Source organism: Sinisalibacter lacisalsi (genome assembly GCF_014640115.1).
GTDB lineage: Bacteria > Pseudomonadota > Alphaproteobacteria > Rhodobacterales > Rhodobacteraceae > Sinisalibacter > Sinisalibacter lacisalsi.
In genome coordinates, this window is record NZ_BMGI01000002.1 from 407,123 (window position 1) to 424,267 (window position 17,145).

The 17,145-nt window shown below is 67.0% G+C and carries 16 protein-coding genes, 4 tRNA genes and 1 pseudogene; 5 read left to right on the plus strand and 16 right to left on the minus strand.

Annotated elements, in window-relative coordinates:
- The first annotated feature begins 10 nt into the window (after nt 1-10).
- The gene (locus tag IEW01_RS07820) at nt 11-367 is read left to right on the plus strand and encodes a hypothetical protein (RefSeq protein ID WP_188527055.1); all 357 of its coding nucleotides are present in this window, start codon (nt 11-13) and stop codon (nt 365-367) included.
- 52 nt (nt 368-419) lie between these two features.
- On the opposite strand, the gene speB is transcribed toward IEW01_RS07820, so the two are convergent.
- Both speB and IEW01_RS07830 read right to left on the minus strand, forming a co-directional pair.
- Entirely contained in the window at nt 420-1,379 is a 960-nt protein-coding gene (speB, locus tag IEW01_RS07825) for an agmatinase (protein WP_188527056.1), read from the minus strand.
- Between the two features lie 41 nt (nt 1,380-1,420).
- A complete protein-coding gene (locus tag IEW01_RS07830; protein WP_188527057.1) occupies nt 1,421-2,581 on the minus strand; it encodes a M20 aminoacylase family protein in 1,161 nt (386 codons plus the stop codon).
- 66 nt (nt 2,582-2,647) lie between these two features.
- Between IEW01_RS07830 and mazG the strand changes: the two genes are divergently transcribed.
- The gene (gene mazG, locus IEW01_RS07835) at nt 2,648-3,478 is read left to right on the plus strand and encodes a nucleoside triphosphate pyrophosphohydrolase (protein ID WP_188527058.1); all 831 of its coding nucleotides are present in this window, start codon (nt 2,648-2,650) and stop codon (nt 3,476-3,478) included.
- 98 nt (nt 3,479-3,576) lie between these two features.
- On the opposite strand, the gene IEW01_RS07840 is transcribed toward mazG, so the two are convergent.
- From IEW01_RS07840 to IEW01_RS07850, 4 genes and pseudogenes are all read right to left on the minus strand, one after another.
- Nucleotides 3,577-4,557 carry a DUF4115 domain-containing protein gene (locus IEW01_RS07840; protein WP_438810819.1) on the minus strand — a complete coding sequence of 327 codons (981 nt, stop codon included), beginning with the start codon at nt 4,555-4,557 and terminating at the stop codon, nt 3,577-3,579.
- Nucleotides 4,555-4,809, minus strand: a pseudogene (locus tag IEW01_RS17845) (helix-turn-helix domain-containing protein); the annotation flags it as partial. The pseudogene IEW01_RS17845 and the gene IEW01_RS07840, both read right to left, overlap by 3 nt.
- A 131-nt stretch (nt 4,810-4,940) precedes the next feature.
- The gene (gene hemA / locus IEW01_RS07845) at nt 4,941-6,170 is read right to left on the minus strand and encodes a 5-aminolevulinate synthase (protein WP_188527060.1); all 1,230 of its coding nucleotides are present in this window, start codon (nt 6,168-6,170) and stop codon (nt 4,941-4,943) included.
- Between the two features lie 153 nt (nt 6,171-6,323).
- On the minus strand, nt 6,324-6,692 hold the full coding sequence (locus IEW01_RS07850) for a hypothetical protein (RefSeq protein ID WP_188527061.1): 369 nt from the start codon (nt 6,690-6,692) through the stop codon (nt 6,324-6,326).
- A gap of 173 nt (nt 6,693-6,865) precedes the next feature.
- On the opposite strand from IEW01_RS07850, the gene IEW01_RS07855 reads away from it, so the two are divergent.
- Nucleotides 6,866-8,239: a M20/M25/M40 family metallo-hydrolase gene (locus IEW01_RS07855; RefSeq protein WP_188527062.1), complete on the plus strand. Its 1,374-nt coding sequence runs from the start codon at nt 6,866-6,868 to the stop codon at nt 8,237-8,239.
- A 255-nt stretch (nt 8,240-8,494) separates the two neighbouring features.
- Here IEW01_RS07855 and IEW01_RS07860 read toward each other — a convergent pair whose 3' ends face one another.
- The 3 genes from IEW01_RS07860 to IEW01_RS07870 form a co-directional block, all read right to left on the minus strand.
- Nucleotides 8,495-8,737, minus strand: a complete 243-nt coding sequence (locus tag IEW01_RS07860; protein WP_188527063.1) for an RND transporter — start codon at nt 8,735-8,737, stop codon at nt 8,495-8,497.
- A 69-nt stretch (nt 8,738-8,806) separates the two neighbouring features.
- Nucleotides 8,807-8,883, minus strand: a tRNA-Asp gene (locus IEW01_RS07865).
- A gap of 31 nt (nt 8,884-8,914) precedes the next feature.
- A tRNA-Asp gene (locus IEW01_RS07870) sits at nt 8,915-8,991 on the minus strand.
- 403 nt (nt 8,992-9,394) lie between these two features.
- On the opposite strand from IEW01_RS07870, the gene IEW01_RS07875 reads away from it, so the two are divergent.
- Nucleotides 9,395-10,174 (plus strand): polysaccharide deacetylase family protein, encoded by a 780-nt coding sequence (locus IEW01_RS07875; protein WP_188527064.1) that lies wholly within the window; start codon nt 9,395-9,397, stop codon nt 10,172-10,174.
- A 584-nt stretch (nt 10,175-10,758) separates the two neighbouring features.
- Here the strand turns inward: IEW01_RS07875 and IEW01_RS07880 are convergent.
- The 4 genes from IEW01_RS07880 to IEW01_RS07895 form a co-directional block, all read right to left on the minus strand.
- A tRNA-Val gene (locus IEW01_RS07880) sits at nt 10,759-10,834 on the minus strand.
- A 34-nt stretch (nt 10,835-10,868) separates the two neighbouring features.
- Complete coding sequence (locus IEW01_RS07885) at nt 10,869-11,438, minus strand: histidine phosphatase family protein (RefSeq protein WP_188527065.1); 570 nt, start codon at nt 11,436-11,438, stop codon at nt 10,869-10,871.
- Nucleotides 11,439-11,495: 57 nt separating this feature from the next.
- Nucleotides 11,496-11,570: transfer RNA gene (locus tag IEW01_RS07890), tRNA-Val, on the minus strand.
- Nucleotides 11,571-11,590: 20 nt separating this feature from the next.
- On the minus strand, nt 11,591-12,001 hold the full coding sequence (locus tag IEW01_RS07895; RefSeq protein WP_188527066.1) for an HU family DNA-binding protein: 411 nt from the start codon (nt 11,999-12,001) through the stop codon (nt 11,591-11,593).
- Nucleotides 12,002-12,255: 254 nt separating this feature from the next.
- Between IEW01_RS07895 and IEW01_RS07900 the strand changes: the two genes are divergently transcribed.
- Nucleotides 12,256-12,687 carry a tail fiber domain-containing protein gene (locus IEW01_RS07900; RefSeq protein ID WP_188527067.1) on the plus strand — a complete coding sequence of 144 codons (432 nt, stop codon included), beginning with the start codon at nt 12,256-12,258 and terminating at the stop codon, nt 12,685-12,687.
- A gap of 10 nt (nt 12,688-12,697) precedes the next feature.
- Here IEW01_RS07900 and IEW01_RS07905 read toward each other — a convergent pair whose 3' ends face one another.
- The 3 genes from IEW01_RS07905 to tgt form a co-directional block, all read right to left on the minus strand.
- Nucleotides 12,698-13,198, minus strand: a complete 501-nt coding sequence (locus IEW01_RS07905) for a GNAT family N-acetyltransferase (protein WP_188527405.1) — start codon at nt 13,196-13,198, stop codon at nt 12,698-12,700.
- 129 nt (nt 13,199-13,327) lie between these two features.
- On the minus strand, nt 13,328-15,733 hold the full coding sequence (gene lon / locus IEW01_RS07910; protein WP_188527068.1) for an endopeptidase La: 2,406 nt from the start codon (nt 15,731-15,733) through the stop codon (nt 13,328-13,330).
- Between the two features lie 268 nt (nt 15,734-16,001).
- A complete protein-coding gene (gene tgt / locus IEW01_RS07915; protein ID WP_188527069.1) occupies nt 16,002-17,132 on the minus strand; it encodes a tRNA guanosine(34) transglycosylase Tgt in 1,131 nt (376 codons plus the stop codon).
- Nucleotides 17,133-17,145 lie beyond the last annotated feature (13 nt).

Consider the following 17,145-nt stretch of genomic DNA (forward strand, 5'->3'; position numbering starts at 1 on the left):
GAGGCCTGCCATGCGTATCACCCCCAGCCTCGCCGTGGTGCTTCTGGCCAGTGCCGCCAGCGCCACGCCCTACGAGGGCAATTACCTGCCGCTGAACTATTACCCGAACGCCGTGAGTTGCCACGACGCGGGCAAGCCGGAGGGTCTTACCTGGATCCGCGGCGATACCCTGCGGATGATCGAGATGCCCTGCACGCTCAGCGCCCCCACGCCGGTGCGCGGGATGGAGGCCACGCTTTACGATGCGCTCTGCACCTATTCCGACGGGGTCACCCAAACCGGGGGGCGGGTGATGCTGATGCAGGCTCCGGGCGAGCTTTGGGTGATCTGGGACGGCTACATCGAGCACTGGATGCGCTGCGACTGAGGGGCGACGGCGCCGTGTCACGCGCCCGCGCGGGCGCGTCTCCCCCTGCCCGCTACCGCCGGGTCCAGCCCCAGAGGCAAAGCAGCTCCACCGCCACATGCGCCGCCGCAACGGCGGTGATCCCGGCGTGGTCATAGGGCGGCGAGACTTCCACCACGTCGCCGCCGACGAGGTTCACCCCTGCGATCCCGCGCAGGATCGCCGCCGCCTGCGCGGTGGACAACCCGCCCCACACCGGCGTGCCGGTGCCGGGGGCGAAGGCCGGGTCGAGCCCGTCGATATCGAAGGTGAGATAGGCAGGATGGTCGCCCACCACCTCGCGGACCCGGTCGGCCACCAGGTCGGGGCCGATCCGGTGCACCTCGGGCGCGTCGACCCCGGCGATGCCGAGCCGGTCGTCCACTTCGGTGCGGATGCCGACCTGCACCGACCGCTCCGGAACGATCAGCCCCTCCTTGACCGCCTTGTAGACGAAGGTGCCATGATCGACGCGGGACGGGTCGTCGTCGGGCCAGCTGTCGGTATGGGCGTCGACCTGGATAAGGGCCAGCGGCCCGTGTTTCGCGGCATGGGCGCGCAGGATCGGCAGGGTGATGGAATGATCGCCCCCCAGCGTGATCGCGGCGCAATCCTGCGCGAGGATGCCGGCGATATGGGCCTCCAGCCGGGCCGGGAAATTGGCCGGCGCGGCGTAGTCGAAGGCGAGATCGCCGTAATCGGCGATGGCGAACTCGCTCATCACGTCGTAACCCCAGCCAAACGGCGCATCGGGGCTTTGCAGCGCGCTCGCCTCGCGGATCGCGCGCGGGCCCAGCCGTGCACCGGGACGGTTGGTCACCGCCTGGTCGAAGGGCGCGCCGGTGATGGCGATATCGGCCGCGGCCAGATCCTTGGTGAAGGTCCGGCGCAGGAAGGTGGGCAGGCCCGAGAAGGTATTCTCGAAGCTCGGCCCCTTCATCCCCTCGCGGGTGATCGCGGTGTCGACCTGGTTTTTCGCGTCTTCCAGTGCCATGGTTCGTCCTCCCCGGGGGCAAGCGGAATTGCGACGCCTTTCTACAGCGGGTTCAGCCGCTCCACCAGACGGGCGAAGAAACTCGCCCCGATCGGCGCGATCTCGTCGTTGAAATCGTATTTCGGGTGGTGCACCGAGGGGCCTTCGCCCTGCCCGAGAAACAGGAAAGCGCCGGGCCGGGCTTCGAGCATGTAGGAGAAATCCTCCGCCCCCATCTCGCGCGGCCGGTCGATCTTGACCGCCGCATCGCCCGCCACCTCGCGCGCCACCGCCGCCGCCTTCTCCACCTCGCCCTCGTGGTTGACCGTGGGCGGATAGCCGCGCTCGTAATCGAGCAGGGCCTCGACGCCGTAGGCGGCCGCGCTGCCGGCCACGATTTCGCCCATCCGCCGCTCGACCATGTCGCGGATCCCGGGGGTGAAGGTGCGCACCGTGCCGCCGACGAAGGCCTTTTCGGGGATCACGTTGTCGGCGCTGCCCGATTGCACCATGGTGACCGAAACCACGAGGTCTTCGCGCGGCGGGTTGTTGCGGCTCACGATGGTCTGGCAGCCCTGCGCGATGGCCAGCGCCGCGGGGATCGGGTCGACCGCCTCGTGCGGATAGGCGCCGTGGCCGCCCTGCCCCCGGATGTGGATGCGGAAGGTATCGACCGCGGCCATGATCGGCCCCGGCGTGGTCGAGAAGGTGCCGAAGGGCTGGCCCGGCTCGTTGTGCAGGGCATAGACCTCGTCGATCCCGAACCGTTCCATGATCCCCTCTTCCACCATGATCCGCCCGCCGCCGATATCCTCTTCGGCCGGCTGGAAGATCAGCGCCACCCGCCCCGAGAAGGCCCGCGTTTCGGCAAGGTAGCGCGCCGCGCCGAGCAGCATCGTTGTGTGGCCGTCATGGCCGCAGGCGTGCATCCGTCCGGGCACGGTAGAGGCGTGGTCCAGCCCGGTTTCCTCGTCCATCGGCAGGGCGTCCATGTCGGCGCGCAGCCCGATGGTGCGCCCCGGCCCCTGCCCCTCGATGATCGCCACCAGGCCCGAGCGCGCGATGCCTTCGTGGATCTCGTCGACACCGAAGGCGCGCAGCTTGTCCACCACGAAACCCGCGGTCTCGTGGCAATCCAGTTTCAGTTCCGGGTGGGCATGGAGCCACCGCCGCCAGGTTTTCATGTCGTCGGCATAGGCCGCGATACGGTTGACTACGGGCATGGGTTTCGGCCTCTCGCGCGCTTTGCTATGGAACCCGGAGATTTCCCCGAAACAAGGGCCGACGCAATGGGCAAAACCTCAGATGACCTCGTGCATGACCCCGACGGCGGCATCGCACGGCTGGTCGAGATCATGGCCCGGCTGCGCGACCCCGAAACCGGCTGCCCCTGGGACGTGGCGCAGAGCTTCGCCACCATCGCGCCCTACACCATCGAGGAAGCCTACGAGGTGGCCGACGCGATCGAGCGCGAGGCCTGGGGCGAGTTGAAGGGCGAGTTGGGCGATCTACTGTTCCAGTCGGTGTTCCACGCCCGGATGGCCGAGGAGGAAGGGCTGTTCTCGTTCCACGACGTGGCCAACCACATGGCCGACAAGATGGTGGCGCGCCACCCGCACGTGTTCGGCGACCAGGCCGGGATCGACAGCGCCGAGGCCCAGACCGAGAACTGGGAGACGATGAAGGCGGCCGAGCGCGCCGCGCGCGCCGAACATGGCGTGCTCGACGGGGTGGCGCTGGGCCTGCCCGCGCTCTTGCGCGCCTACAAGCTGCAGAAACGCGCCGCGCGGGTGGGGTTCGACTGGGGCGCGGTCGGCCCGGTGCTCGACAAGATCGCCGAGGAGGCGCGCGAAGTGGCCGAGGCGCGCGACGAGCTGGGCCATGAAGCGCTGACCGAGGAGATCGGCGACTTGCTGTTCGCGCTGGCCAATCTCTCGCGCCATCTCGACATAGACCCCGAGGCCGCGCTGCGCCACGCCAATGCGAAATTCACCCGCCGCTTCGCCGCGATCGAGGCCGGACTGGCAGCGCAGGGCAAAGCGCCGCAGGAGGCGACGCTGGAAGAAATGGATGCCCTGTGGAACGCGGCGAAGGCGCAGGAACGCAAAACGCCGGGCTGAGGCCACAGCGGCGATTTTTCACCGGCGCCGCGGCAAGGGAAATGCCGCGACCGACTGTTTGAAAAGGTGCAAGGAGAGGCCGGATCGTCAGGGCGGGCTCAGCGCCCCGAGGCATCCGCCACGGCGACGAAGCTGGCCAGATCGGCGTCCGAGTCGAGGTCGGCCGCAGCGAAACGCTCGCTCAGGGCATCCGGCGCAAGCGCGATGTTCGACACCACCGAGGCACCCTCGCCCGCCGGCCCGTAGGCCGCGCCGTTCACCGCGAAATAGACGCTGCCGGCGTTCCCGGTGCGCAGGAGCGGCGGGCTTTCGGTCTTGGGCAGCACGTATTGCTCGCCGGCGTCGAGGATTTTTTCGAGGATCACCGAACCATCCGCCGCCTGCACCCGCACCCAGGACGGGCGAACGGCGAAGATCGCCACCTCCGGCGCGTCGGGGCCGAAGACGCGCACGCCGCCGCCGGGCACCGGCTCGTCGGCATTGGCCTCGGCCACCGCCGCATTGATCGCGTCTCCCGCAATCGCCCCTGCGCCCATCGGGCCCGCGCGCCCCGGTGCGGTGCGCCCCACCTCGGCGAGAACCCCCACTTCGGACGGGTCCAGCGTCGAGATCGGGCCATCGCGGGCGATCATCACCGGCATGTCGAGCGCCTCGGGCCGATAGAGCCGGTCGAGCGTATCGGTCGTGGGCGACGTGTTCAGCCCGGCCGGTCCGCCTTCGGCGAGGACCTCCGCGCCGCCGTCAGCGTCGCCGAGTCCCGGCAGGTCTTCCATCGCGCCCACGGCCTGTTCGACCGGGGCGAAATCGACCTTCTGGATTTCCTTGAGCAAGGACCAGCCGCCGTAGCCCAGCACGCCGACCAGCGCGATCAGCACCGCCACCGACCCGACCGCGCCTGGCTCGATCCCCTCGAAGATCGAACTTTGGCGCGGCACGAAACTTGCGTTGGGGTTGGCGAGCGGATCGCCGGCGGGGGCCGCGGGTTTGTCGGCCCGGGGCTTGGCCTGCGGGGTGAGACCGTGCACCGGCACGAAGCCGGATTCGCGGCAGAAGGCGGCGAAGGCGCGATCGGGGTCCATGCCGAGGTAGCGGGCGTAGGACCGCACGTAGCCGGCGATGAAACTAGGCGTTTCGAACGCTTTCACGTCGGCATTTTCGATCGCGGAAATATAGGTGGCCTTGATCTTCAGTTCGCGCTGAACGTCAAGCAGGGATTTGCCCAGCGTGGCGCGTTCGCCCCGCATGACATCTCCAAGCCTGAGATCGTAGGAATCGAATCCGCCCGGCGCATCTGGTTCCGTGATCTTGGGCGTCACCCACCGCCGGATCATGAACGCTGTCCCTCTCGCTGTCAGGCGGCCTGCCCGCTCAATGCCTCGACGTTCAGATGATTCTCGCAATCATCAACGTCTTGCGGCCAATTATTACCACAACGCCAGAGTTAGTGCACAGGCCGAAAAACTCAGGCGCTGAGTTCGGCGCGATTCAGCGCACATTGCGACCAGAGCGAATCCAGCGCCCGCACGAGCTTTTCGGTCTCGTCCGGGCCATGCACCGGCGAGGGCGTGAACCGCAGCCGCTCGGTGCCGCGCGGCACGGTCGGGAAGTTGATCGGCTGCACGTAGATGCCGAACTGGTCGAGCAGCATGTCCGACAGCGCCTTGGTGTGCACCGGGTCGCCGACGATCACCGGAACGATGTGGCTGCCATGGTCGATGATCGGCAGCCCAAGCCCCTTGAGCCGGGTCTTGAGAATCTTCGCCTGCTGCTGGTGGGTGTCGCGCAGCTTCTTGCCCTCGGCGGTTTTCAGCAGCGCCACCGAGGCCGCCGCGCCGGCCGCGACGACCGGGGCGAGCGAGGTGGTGAAGATGAAGCCCGGCGCGTAAGACCGGATGGCATCGACCATTTTCGCGCTCGCGGCAATATAGCCGCCCATCACGCCATAGGCCTTGCCAAGCGTGCCGTTGATGATGTCGATCCGGCCCATCAGCCCGTCGCGCTCGCACACGCCGGCGCCGCGTGCACCATACATGCCGACCGCGTGCACCTCGTCGATATAGGTCAGCGCGCCGAATTCGTCGGCGACATCGCAGATCTCGCGGATCAGGCCGAAATCGCCATCCATCGAGTAGACGCTTTCGAAGGCGATCAGCTTGGGGGCGTCGGGATCGTCGGCCGCGAGCAACTCGCGCAGGTGTTCGATGTCGTTGTGACGGAAAATCCGCTTGGCGCCGCCGTTGCGCCGCACGCCCTCAATCATCGAGGCGTGGTTGAGCGCGTCGGAATAGATGATGAGGCCGGGGAAGAGCTTGGGCAGGGTCGAAAGCGTCGCGTCGTTGGCGATATAGGCCGAGGTGAACAAGAGCGCCGCTTCCTTGCGATGCAGATCGGCCAGCTCGGCTTCGAGCCGCTTGTGATACACCGTCGTGCCCGAGATGTTGCGGGTGCCGCCGGAGCCCGCGCCGGTGGCGTCGATCGCCTCGTGCATCGCCGCGAGAACCGCCGGGTGCTGGCCCATGCCGAGATAATCGTTGCCGCACCAGATCGTGACCGGCTGGCTGCTGCCGTCGGGCTTCTGCCAGGTTGCGTGGGGGAACCGGCCCCGCTCGCGTTCGATGTCGATGAAAACCCGGTAGCGGCCTTCGTCATGCAGACGCCCCAGCGCCTCGTCCAGCTTGGCTTCGTAGTTCACACGCGTTCCTCCAGAATCCGGCCGGTTTGGATGCACTCTAATTGTAACATCACGGCAATCGAAGTGTTTTTTCACATACATTTTGCCGCAGGCCGGGAAATTGACCTGAATCAAGGCGGCGGGCAATTGGCGCCAACGGCCCGCCGCCCAGGATCATTCGGGCGCCGGCACCAGCAGGCCGATCACGGTGCAGGCGGCGCCGGTCTGCTGCGCGCAGACTTCAAGCACGGCGCTTTGCGCGGCGTCGGGCGTGGCGTGGTTCGCCACCGAAGCCAGTTTCTCGGGGCCCAGTTCGACGCCCTGCGGCACCGCGAGCGCGCCGTAGAAGCCGAACCCGGCCTGTTCGAAGGCGGCCATCTGCGCCGGCATCCCGGCTTGCAGCGCGGCGACCATCTCGGTCGCGGTGGCGTCGAGCCCCTCGGGCGCGACCGGCTGGAAGGCGAGGCCGCCCTCGGCATGGAGCGGCGCGGACATCCCGGCGCCAGCAAGTGCGAAACCGAGCGCGAGAACCATTCTTTTCATGCGAATTCCTCCTTGTGTCGCCGGCAACATAGGCAGCGCGGGCCGGCTTCGCCACCCTCTCTGGACAGTGGCCCCAGCTCTGATACGTTTTCCGCCGACCCGCGCGCGCGGCGCCGCGTTTGCGGACGACGCACCGGCGCCCGCTTCGCCCCGAAACGCCACAGGAGAAAGCCATGACCCTCACCCCCGTTCTCGCCCGCCTCGACGACGGCCTCGACGATGCCCTCGCCCGCCTGATGGCGCTGCTGCGGATCCCGTCGATCTCGACCGACCCGGCCTACAAGGGCGATTGCGACGCGGCCGCCGACTGGCTGGTGCAGGACCTCGAGAGCATCGGCTTCGACGCCTCCAAGCGCGCCACCCCCGGCCACCCGATGGTGGTGGCGCATGGTGGCGAGGGCGGCCCGCACCTGCTGTTCTACGGCCATTACGACGTGCAGCCCGTCGATCCGCTGGAGCTGTGGGACGCCGATCCCTTCGCCCCTGCGATCGAGGACACGCCCAAGGGCAAGGTGATCCGCGGCCGCGGCACCTCCGACGACAAGGGCCAGCTGATGACCTTCGTCGAGGCGATGCGGGCCTGGGTGGCGGAGCACGGCGCCCTGCCCTGCCGGATCACCATCTTCCTCGAGGGCGAGGAGGAATCCGGCTCGCCCTCGCTGGTGCCGTTCATGAAGGAAAACGCCGAGGAGCTGAAAGCCGACTTCGCGATGATCTGCGACACCACGATGTTCGACGGCAAGGTGCCGGCGATCACCACCCAGCTGCGCGGGCTGCTCGCCGAGGAACTGGTGCTCACCGGCCCCTCGCGCGATCTGCACTCGGGCATGTATGGCGGGCTCGCGCGCAACCCGATCAGCGTGCTGGCGAAGATCCTGGCCGATCTGCACGACGAAAACGGCCGGATCACGCTCGACGGCTTCTATGATGGCGTGCCGGAACTGCCCGACGAGATCCGCGCCCAGTGGCAGGCGCTGGCCTTCGACCACGCCCGGTTTCTCGGCGATGTCGGGCTCTCGGTGCCCGCCGGCGAGGTTGACCGCACGCCGCTGGAGAAGCTCTGGTCGCGCCCCACGGCGGAGGTGAACGGGATCTGGGGCGGCTACACCGGCGCTGGCTTCAAGACCGTGCTGCCCTCGAAAGCCTCGGCCAAGATCAGCTTCCGCCTCGTCGGCGAGCAGGACCCGGAAGCGATCCACGCCGCCTTCGTGCGCCACGTCGAAGACCGGCTTCCGGACGATGTGACGGCGGAATTTCCCAACGGGCACGGCGCCGGCGCCTCGCGGATGCCGACCGACGACCCGGCCTTCGAGGCCGCCCGCCAGGCGCTCTCGGATGAATGGGGGATGGAGGCGGCCTTCATCGGCTCGGGCGGCTCGATCCCGATTGCCGGGCATTTCCAGCAGGTCCTGGGGATGAACTCGATGCTCATCGGCTTCGGCCGCGACGACGACCAGATCCACTCGCCGAACGAGAAATACGACCTCGAGAGTTTCCACAAGGGCATGCGCAGCTGGGCACGGATTCTCGCGGCGCTGGCACGCTGAAGCTCCCGCGTTCCAACGTGGAAACTCGTCGGGGCTCCGCCCGTTCGGGCCTGAAAGGCTCCACCGGAGCCTTTCCGGGACGGCCCTCACTCCACAAGGGCATGCGCAGCTGGGCGCGGATCCTGGCGGCGCTTGCGCGCTAGAGGTTTCGACCGGGCTGCGCCCGGACGACCGGTGCGAGGGCTCTGCCCTCGTGCCGGAGGCATGCCGCCGGCGTGACGCTCCCGAGGTATTTTTTGTCAGGATGAAGGGGGATCAGGCCTCGGTCTTCACCACCGCCATGCGGGCGAGCTTGGCCGCGAGCAGAACCCAGGTCCAGCCGTGGAACACCAGATCGAAGATGTCGATCGGTTCGCTCAGCGTGCCGTCCGCAAGCATCTTGAGCTTTTCCCAGACATGCGGCTCGGGCACGAAGGGCGCGAGGCCGAGCGTGGCAGCGAAGAGCACCGCGTAGAGCAGCGGCAGGTTATCGAGAAATTTCAGCAAACGCGCGCGCATGGTCTCACCCCGTCTCGTTTCCGGGCCTCCCATACTGTGGGTGGAGCCGAATGACCAGAGGGGGAAAAGTGGCGCGGTTGACGGGACTCGAACCCGCGACCCCCGGCGTGACAGGCCGGTACTCTAACCAACTGAGCTACAACCGCGCAGGGACGCTTCGATCGGGTTTGGCAGCGATGGCGCGGTTGACGGGACTCGAACCCGCGACCCCCGGCGTGACAGGCCGGTACTCTAACCAACTGAGCTACAACCGCCCGCTGCCGAACCCCATGCGGGGCGTCGTGACGCCGGGTTCTAGAAGCGTGCGGGGGGGGCGTCAAGCGGTTCCGTGTGGCCTCGGGCGTTTTTTCCGCCGAGCGGCCGGATCGGTGGCGACTCGCGGGGTGAGTCGGCGCCGTGGCGAACGGCGCGCGCCCGGTCCGGGCGGCCCCGGCGGCCCCGGCGGGATCGCGGCGGCGGTATCGCGATCGCACAAGCGGCTTGACCTTTTCAAACCTCCCTCGGCCGCGCCCGCCGCCTCCAAGAGCCGGAATTGTGCGTTCGTGGCAACAGCCTGCGGGCCAGGGTGAATGCGCCGCTGCAAGGTCTTGCGGCGCGGCGCGGCGGCTGGGATCACCGTCGGGTATCTGGTGAAGCGCCAAAGCCTGGGGGGCAAGGGTGGTTACGAGACGAGACCTGATCCTCGGATCGGGGGCTGCGATCGCGGGCGGGACATGGCTGGCGCCGGGCACGGCGCGGGCGGCGTCCGCCGGGATCGCCCTGCCCGTCGATCTGGACACCGAGCGGCTGATTACCGTGACCGGCGCGCCGACGCAGGCGAGGCTGGTGGCGATGACCTTCGACGACGGTCCGCACCCGACCTATACGCCGGCCCTGCTCGACATCCTCAAGGCGCGCCGGGTCCGCGCCACCTTCTACGTGATCGGCCGCAACGTCGCACGCTACCCCGACATCGTGAAGCGGATGGTCGACGAGGGCCACGAGATCGGCAATCACACCTGGCAACACCCGTTGCTGTCGGGCCTCGGCAACACCGCGGTGCTGCGCGAGCTCGACCGCACCTCGGAAGCCGTGTTCCGGGCGGTGCGGCGGATCCCCGTCACCATGCGGCCGCCCTACGGCGGGCTGACCGGGCCGCAGCGCGCGATGATCCACAAGGAACGCGAGATGCCGACGGTGCTGTGGTCGGTCGACCCGGAAGACTGGCGCCGCCCCGGCTCCAGCGTGGTGGCCGACCGTATCGTCGACGGCGCCCGCCCCGGCGCGATCATCCTCAGCCACGACATTCACAAGCCGACGGTGCAGGCGATGCCCGTCGCCCTCGACGGGCTGATCGAGCGCGGCTACCGCTTCGCCACCGTGTCGATGATCCTCGGCGCGCGCGACTGGTCGAAGCTGCGCTGGCGGTTGCCGCGCGAGGCGCAGGCGAAGATCTGACACTCTTAATCCGGCAAACATATCAGTCAATTGAGACAGAAATGGATCTGTGGTTACAAGTTTTTGGACCCCGGCTCAATGTTCAGTCGGAGTCTTCATGGTTGTCTATTGCGTTCGACAACTTTTCCTTTTTCCCGCCCCTTCTCAGTCTTGGACCAAGCGCGACAACTAGCGCGACTATCCCGACCAGAACGCTAACAATGTCATTCAGAACGGCGACCAAAATTGTGAGTGTTTGCATCGTTATCCGTATCTTCCCTTCTGGCTCGTGGCCCGGGCCGTCATTGCGGCGGCAAGCCAATCTCATACCTCCCGGTGAGGGCGACGGGGCAAAGCCAGTACATGAAGAGACGATCGGATCGTCTAGCTTCAAGCTTCCGACCATAAGATCGGTCACCGCAAAATGCTCCCAGAACGGAGCTGCTCGATGCTAGACTTCTATCCCTACCCGCCGGACGGCCACACTATTGATGGTGGCTCGCCGACCAGCGGGTTCAACATAGGCACGAACCTGATCACTATCAACCCTTAGTGGCGGCGAAGAAGGGGTACGCATGGCGGGGAGTTTCAATTGTGATGGAGGCTGGTGGGTGATGAGGGACTCGAACCCCCGACATCTTCGGTGTAAACGAAGCGCTCTACCAGCTGAGCTAATCACCCGTGCGCGCGGTGTTACCCCTGCGCCCCGGAGAGATCAAGCCTCGAGCCGGGTCATCACCCCGTCGCGGATGTGCCAGACGATTCCCTGCCCGCCCGGCAGGCGCGAAATCCCCGCAATATCGAGGCCGAGCACCTGCCCGCGCAGCACCGCCGACAGCATCCCGTGGGCGACGATCACGGCCGGTGCGCGCTGGTCGGCGAGCCAGTCCGCGATGCGGGCGTTGAACGCCCCCCATGTTTCGCCGCCCGGCGCGTGGAAGTGCCAGGGCAACGGGTCGTCGCGGTCCATGATGTCGGGCCAGCCGGCCCGGAGTTCGGCGTCGGTCTTGCCCTCGAAATCGCCGAGTTCGATCTCGCGCAGCCGGTCATCGACCACAGGGACGGCGATCCCGTCGAGCGCGATCGCGGCGGTGGCGCGGCCCTGGGGCGAGACCTGGAACGTGGTGCGGTCGGGAAGGTCGGTGCGGCGCAGGATGCGGTTCTGATCGGCCGCCTGGCTGCGGCCAAGCGCGGTCAGCGGGCTGTCGCGCCCGCCCTGCTTGCGGCCCTCGGCGTTCCATTCGGTCTGCCCGTGGCGCAGGATCCAGAGTTCAGGGTTCCGCATCGAGAGGATGGCGTGGCGCGCCGGGCTGGCCCGGCGCGATCGTGATCGTGGTGGGAATGGTGGGTGATGAGGGATTTGAACCCCCGACATCTTCGATGTGAACGAAGCGCTCTACCACTGAGCTAATCACCCGTATCCGGGGGCTTTTAGCCTCACTCCGCGGCCTCTGCAAGAGGGTCTTTCGCCTTCTGTCCGGGCTTTTTGCGGCGCAGTTTGCAGACCACGATATCGCCACCGGCAAGCGGTTTCCTGCGCTGGACCTTGAGCGTGCCGAAGGGCTGGATCTTGACGCCGTCGCCGGCGACGATGGCGGCGCCGAGCTCATCGAGCACCGCGTCCATCACCGCGCGGACCTCGCGCCCCTTCACCCCCGTGCTGCGGGCCTTGACCCGCTCGAACAGGGCCTTCTTGGTCATCGCGTTCGGGATTTCGCCTGCGTTTGCGGCCTGCGGTTCGGCGGCCGGCTTTGCCGCGGCCTTCGCCGTGGTGGTCTTTTTCGCCGCCGTGGGCGCAACGGTCTTGCCGGTGCGGGTGCTGCTGCTGGTCTTTTTCGTGGTTGCCATGATACCGCCTCAATACAAGTCTTTTTGGGTTGATTGTTTCTTCCGCGTGGACGGTAACTAAAATTGCCAAACGAATCCAGCCTGATGGCCAGTCTGCCCCACCCGGCGATGCAAAAACGTCCCAGGTGCGCCCGACGGTGCGGCAGGCGCCATGACTGGACAGACCCGGCCCGGCTTGCAATGGTGGCGGCACCGGGCGGCAGTCAGGCCACCCGGTGCAGTTCCTCGGTTTCTGTTCATGGAGGACAATCAAGATGTCGAGACTCATCGGCTCCACCCTCGCCGCCAGCCTTGCGCTGGGCACCCTCGCCGGACCGGCGCTTTCCGGAAGCATTGCCGACCCGGTCGTCGATGCCGAGGTGATCATCCAGCAGAGTGCCAGCAGCGTCAGCCACCACCTGCTGCCCCCGGCGCTCTTCGTAGCCTTCGTGGCGGCGAGCATCATCCTCGGCCCCACGACGGTGGCGATTTCCGACGCGCGGCTGAAGACGGATATCAAGCACGTCGGCACCGCCGGAAACGGGCTGCCGCTCTATCACTTCCGCTATGCCGGCCAGAGCCAGACCTATGAAGGCGTCATGGCACAGGACGTGCTCACACATACGCCCGAGGCTGTGGTCGATCTCGGCGGCTACTACGGTGTGAACTACGGCATGCTCGGGTTGGAGATGCGCGCGGTCGACTGAACCGGGGGCGTTACCAATAGGCGGGGCTGTTCAGCGCTTCGACCCAGCACAAAGGGCCGCGGAGCCGGTCCAGCGGGCGCTCGGTGAGCGACTGCCCGAGCCAGCCATGCGGGAATTGCAGCGCAAGCGGCGCGCGCGCCAGGTTGTCGGTGATCGGCGCGAAGCCGACCTTGTCGTAACAGGCCGGATCGCCGTAGGTGAGCGCCACGTCGACGCCCCGGCGACGCAAGTCGTCGAGGCCGATGCGCAGGAGCTTCCGGCCGATGCCCCGGCGCTGGCGGCCGGTCTCTACGGCGACCGGGGCGAGCAGGAAGACGGTGCGGTTATCCTCGGGGTAGCGCAGGCGCGAGGCCATGACGCAGCCCGCGAGCCCGTCATCGTCGCGGCAGGTGAAAGCGCGCAGGTCGTCGCCCGGCGTTTTCTCGAACAGGTCCATCGCCAGCTTGCCGATCAGGGCGCCATCCTCGGGGCCTTCCGAGGCGGGGAACGTGGCCTCGGACAGCGCCGTGATCTCGCCGGCCCGGCTCCTGCCCTCGCGTGCGAAATCGACCCTCTGTCGCCTCTGCCCTCAGCCTGTTGGGTGTAACAGAAAAGGCGCGCCCGAGGGCGCGCCTTAGGATCTTCACATCAGGGCGTTGGCTCAGTGCGCCACCCGCCCCGGCTTTTCGCTCTCGCTCTTGAGCGCGGCCGCGGCGGCCTCTTCGGCGGCCTCGTCCCATTCCACCGGCTCGGGGGTGCGCACAAGCGCCCGGGACAGAACGTCGCGCACATGCGCCACCGGGATGATCTCCAGCCCCTGCTTCACGTTGTCGGGGATCTCGGTGAGATCCTTCTCGTTCTCCTCGGGGATCAGCACCGTCTTGATCCCGCCGCGCAGCGCCGCCAGCAGCTTTTCCTTCAAGCCGCCGATCGGCAGCACGTGGCCGCGAAGGGTGACCTCGCCAGTCATGGCGATATTCTTGCGCACCGGGATCTGGGTCAGCACCGAGACGATCGAGGTGACCATGGCGATGCCGGCGCTCGGCCCGTCCTTCGGGGTTGCCCCTTCCGGCACGTGCACGTGGATATCCCACTTCTCGAGCTTCGGCGGCTTCACCCCGATCGACGGCGCGATCGAACGCACGAAGGAATTGGCCGCGTCGATGCTTTCCTTCATCACGTCGCCGAGCGTGCCGGTGGTCTTCATCCGGCCCTTGCCGGGCAGGCGCAGCGCCTCGATCGACAGCAGGTCGCCGCCGACGCTGGTCCAGGCCAGCCCGGTGACGACGCCGATCTGGTCTTCCTTCTCGGCCAGCCCGTAGCGGAACTTGCGCACCCCGAGGAAGTCCTCGAGATTGTCCGGCGTGACCTCGACGGTTTTCACATCACCGCGCACGATCATCGTCACCGCCTTGCGGGCGCATTTGGCGATGTCGCGCTCAAGGTTCCGCACCCCCGCCTCGCGGGTGTAGTAGCGGATGATGTCGGTGAGCGCCGCGTCGGTCATGACGAACTCGCCCTTGCGCAGCCCGTGGTTCTTGATCTGCTTGTCCAGCAGGTGCTGCTTGGCGATCTCGCGCTTCTCGTCCTCGGTGTAGCCGGCAAGCGGGATGATCTCCATCCGGTCGAGCAGCGGCCCGGGCATGTTGTAGCTGTTGGCCGTGGTCAGGAACATCACGTTCGAGAGGTCGTATTCCACCTCGAGGTAATGGTCGACGAAGGTGCCGTTCTGTTCCGGGTCGAGCACTTCGAGCATCGCGCTCGCCGGGTCGCCACGGAAATCCTGGCCCATCTTGTCGATCTCGTCGAGCAGGATCAGCGGGTTGGTGGTTTTCGCCTTCTTCAGCGACTGGATGATCTTGCCCGGCATCGAGCCGATATAGGTGCGCCGGTGGCCACGGATCTCGCTCTCGTCGCGCACGCCGCCAAGGCTGATGCGGATGAACTCGCGCCCCGTCGCCCGCGCGACCGATTTGCCGAGCGAGGTCTTGCCCACGCCGGGAGGGCCGACGAGGCAGAGGATCGGCCCCTTCAGCTTCTTCGAACGCTGCTGCACCGCAAGGTATTCGACGATGCGTTCCTTGACCTTCTCCAGCCCGTAGTGATCGGCATCGAGCACCGACTGGGCGGCGACGAGGTTTTTCTTCACCCGGCTCTTCACGCCCCACGGGATGCCGAGCATCCAGTCGAGGTAATTGCGCACCACGGTGGCCTCGGCGCTCATCGGGCTCATGTTCTTGAGCTTCTTGATCTCGCCTTCGGCCTTCTCGCGCGCTTCCTTCGAGAGCTTGGTGTTGGCGACGCGCGCTTCCAGCTCGGCCACCTCGTTCTGGCCCTCGCCGTCTTCGCCGAGTTCCTTCTGGATCGCCTTCATCTGCTCGTTGAGGTAGTATTCGCGCTGGGTGCGCTCCATCTGGCTCTTCACCCGGGTCTTGATCTTTTTCTCGACCTGCAGAACGCTCATCTCTCCCTGCATCAGGCCATAGACCTTCTCCAGCCGCTCATCGAGCGTCAGCGTTTCGAGCAGTTCCTGTTTCTGGGCCACGTCCACGCCGAGGTGGCCGGCCACCAGGTCGGCCAGTTTCTCCGCCTCGACGGTTTCCGAAACCGCCGCCAGCGCCTCCTCGGGAATGTTCTTCTTCACCTTGGCGTAGCGCTCGAATTCCTCGTGCACCGAGCGCGTCAGCGCCTCGACCGTCTCCGCATCGCCGGTGGTTTCCTGCAGCGCCTCGGCCTCGGCCTCGAAATAGGCCTCGTTCTCGATGAACCGGGTGATCTTCACCCGCGACTGACCCTCGACGAGCACCTTCACCGTGCCGTCGGGGAGCTTGAGAAGCTGCAGCACGTTGGCGAGCACGCCGACGCGGTAGATCGAGTCGGTTTCCGGCTCATCGAGCGAGGGGTCGATCTGGCTGGCCAGCAGGATCTGGCGCTCTTCGCCCATGACCGCCTCGAGCGCCTTCACGCTCTTCTCCCGCCCCACGAAGAGCGGCACGATCATGTGCGGGAACACCACGATATCGCGCAGCGGCAGAACCGGGTGGGACTGGGTGGTATGCTCGGTCATGTTGTTTTCCTCTTGTTCGGCAGGCGCATCCGTCCCGTGTATCGGCAACGCGATCCGCCTCCTGTTCGCTGGCTGATTAAGTGGGGCGTGGCCCCGCCGGTTTCAACCGCGCCGGTGGTTTGGCGCATTGTGCCCGCGCGGCGCGCCACCGGCAAGGGCGCCGGCACGCGAAACTGCCTTGAAATGCATGCAATGGCCAGCTGGATGATCCCGGGCCGCCACAGGGGGAAAACCCCGGGCCCAAATTCACGCCGCCTGCGCCGCGCCCTTACAGCCGCTCGATGTCGCCCTCCGCGCGCCGCGCATGAAAATCGGCTTCGAAGGCACTGAATTCGCCGGCGGAAATCGCGTCACGCAAGCCTTGCATCAAGTCCTGGTAGTAATGCAGGTTGTGCCAGGTCAGCAGCATCGACGAGATCAGTTCGCCCGAGCGGAAGACGTGATGGAGATAGGCGCGCGAGTAGTTGCGGCAGGCCGGGCAGGTGCAGGCCTCGTCGAGCGGGCGCGGATCGTCGGCGTGGCGGGCGTTCTTGAGCGCGACCGGGCCGCGCCGCGTCCAGGCCTGCCCGGTGCGCCCGGACCGGGTGGGCAGCACGCAATCCATCATGTCGATCCCGCGCTTGACCGCGCCGACGATATCGTCGGGCTTGCCGACGCCCATCAGGTAGCGCGGCTTGTCGGCCGGCAGGCTGTCGGGGGCGTAATCCAGAACGCCGAACATCGCCTCCTGCCCCTCGCCCACCGCCAGCCCGCCGACGGCGTAGCCGTCAAAGCCGATCTGCACGAGTTTCTCGGCACTTTCGGCGCGAAGTTCAGGCGTCACCCCACCCTGCTGGATACCGAAGAGCGCGTGCCCCGGCCGGTCGCCGAAGGCCTCCCGCGAGCGTTCCGCCCATCGCATCGAAAGCCGCATCGAGTTGGCCACCGTCGCCTCGTCGGCGGGCAAGGCGGGGCATTCGTCGAAGCACATCACGATATCGGAGCCGAGCAGCTTCTGGATTTCCATCGAGCGTTCGGGCGTCAGCACGTGGCGCGAGCCGTCGATATGCGAGCGGAAGGTCACGCCCTCCTCGGTGAGCTTGCGCAGCTCCGACAGGCTCATCACCTGGAAACCGCCGGAATCGGTGAGAATCGGCCCCGACCAGTTCATGAACCGGTGAAGCCCGCCGAGCCGGTCGATCCGCTCGGCGCCGGGGCGCAGCATCAGGTGATAGGTATTGCCGAGCAGGATGTCGGCCCCCGTCGCCGCCACGCTCTCGGGCATCATCGCCTTCACCGTGGCCGCCGTGCCCACCGGCATGAAGGCCGGCGTGCGGATCTCGCCGCGTGGCGTCGAAAGCACGCCGGTGCGGGCCTTGCCATCGGTGGCGTGGAGTTGGAATTGCACCTGTTGGGCCATTGGATTATCCCGA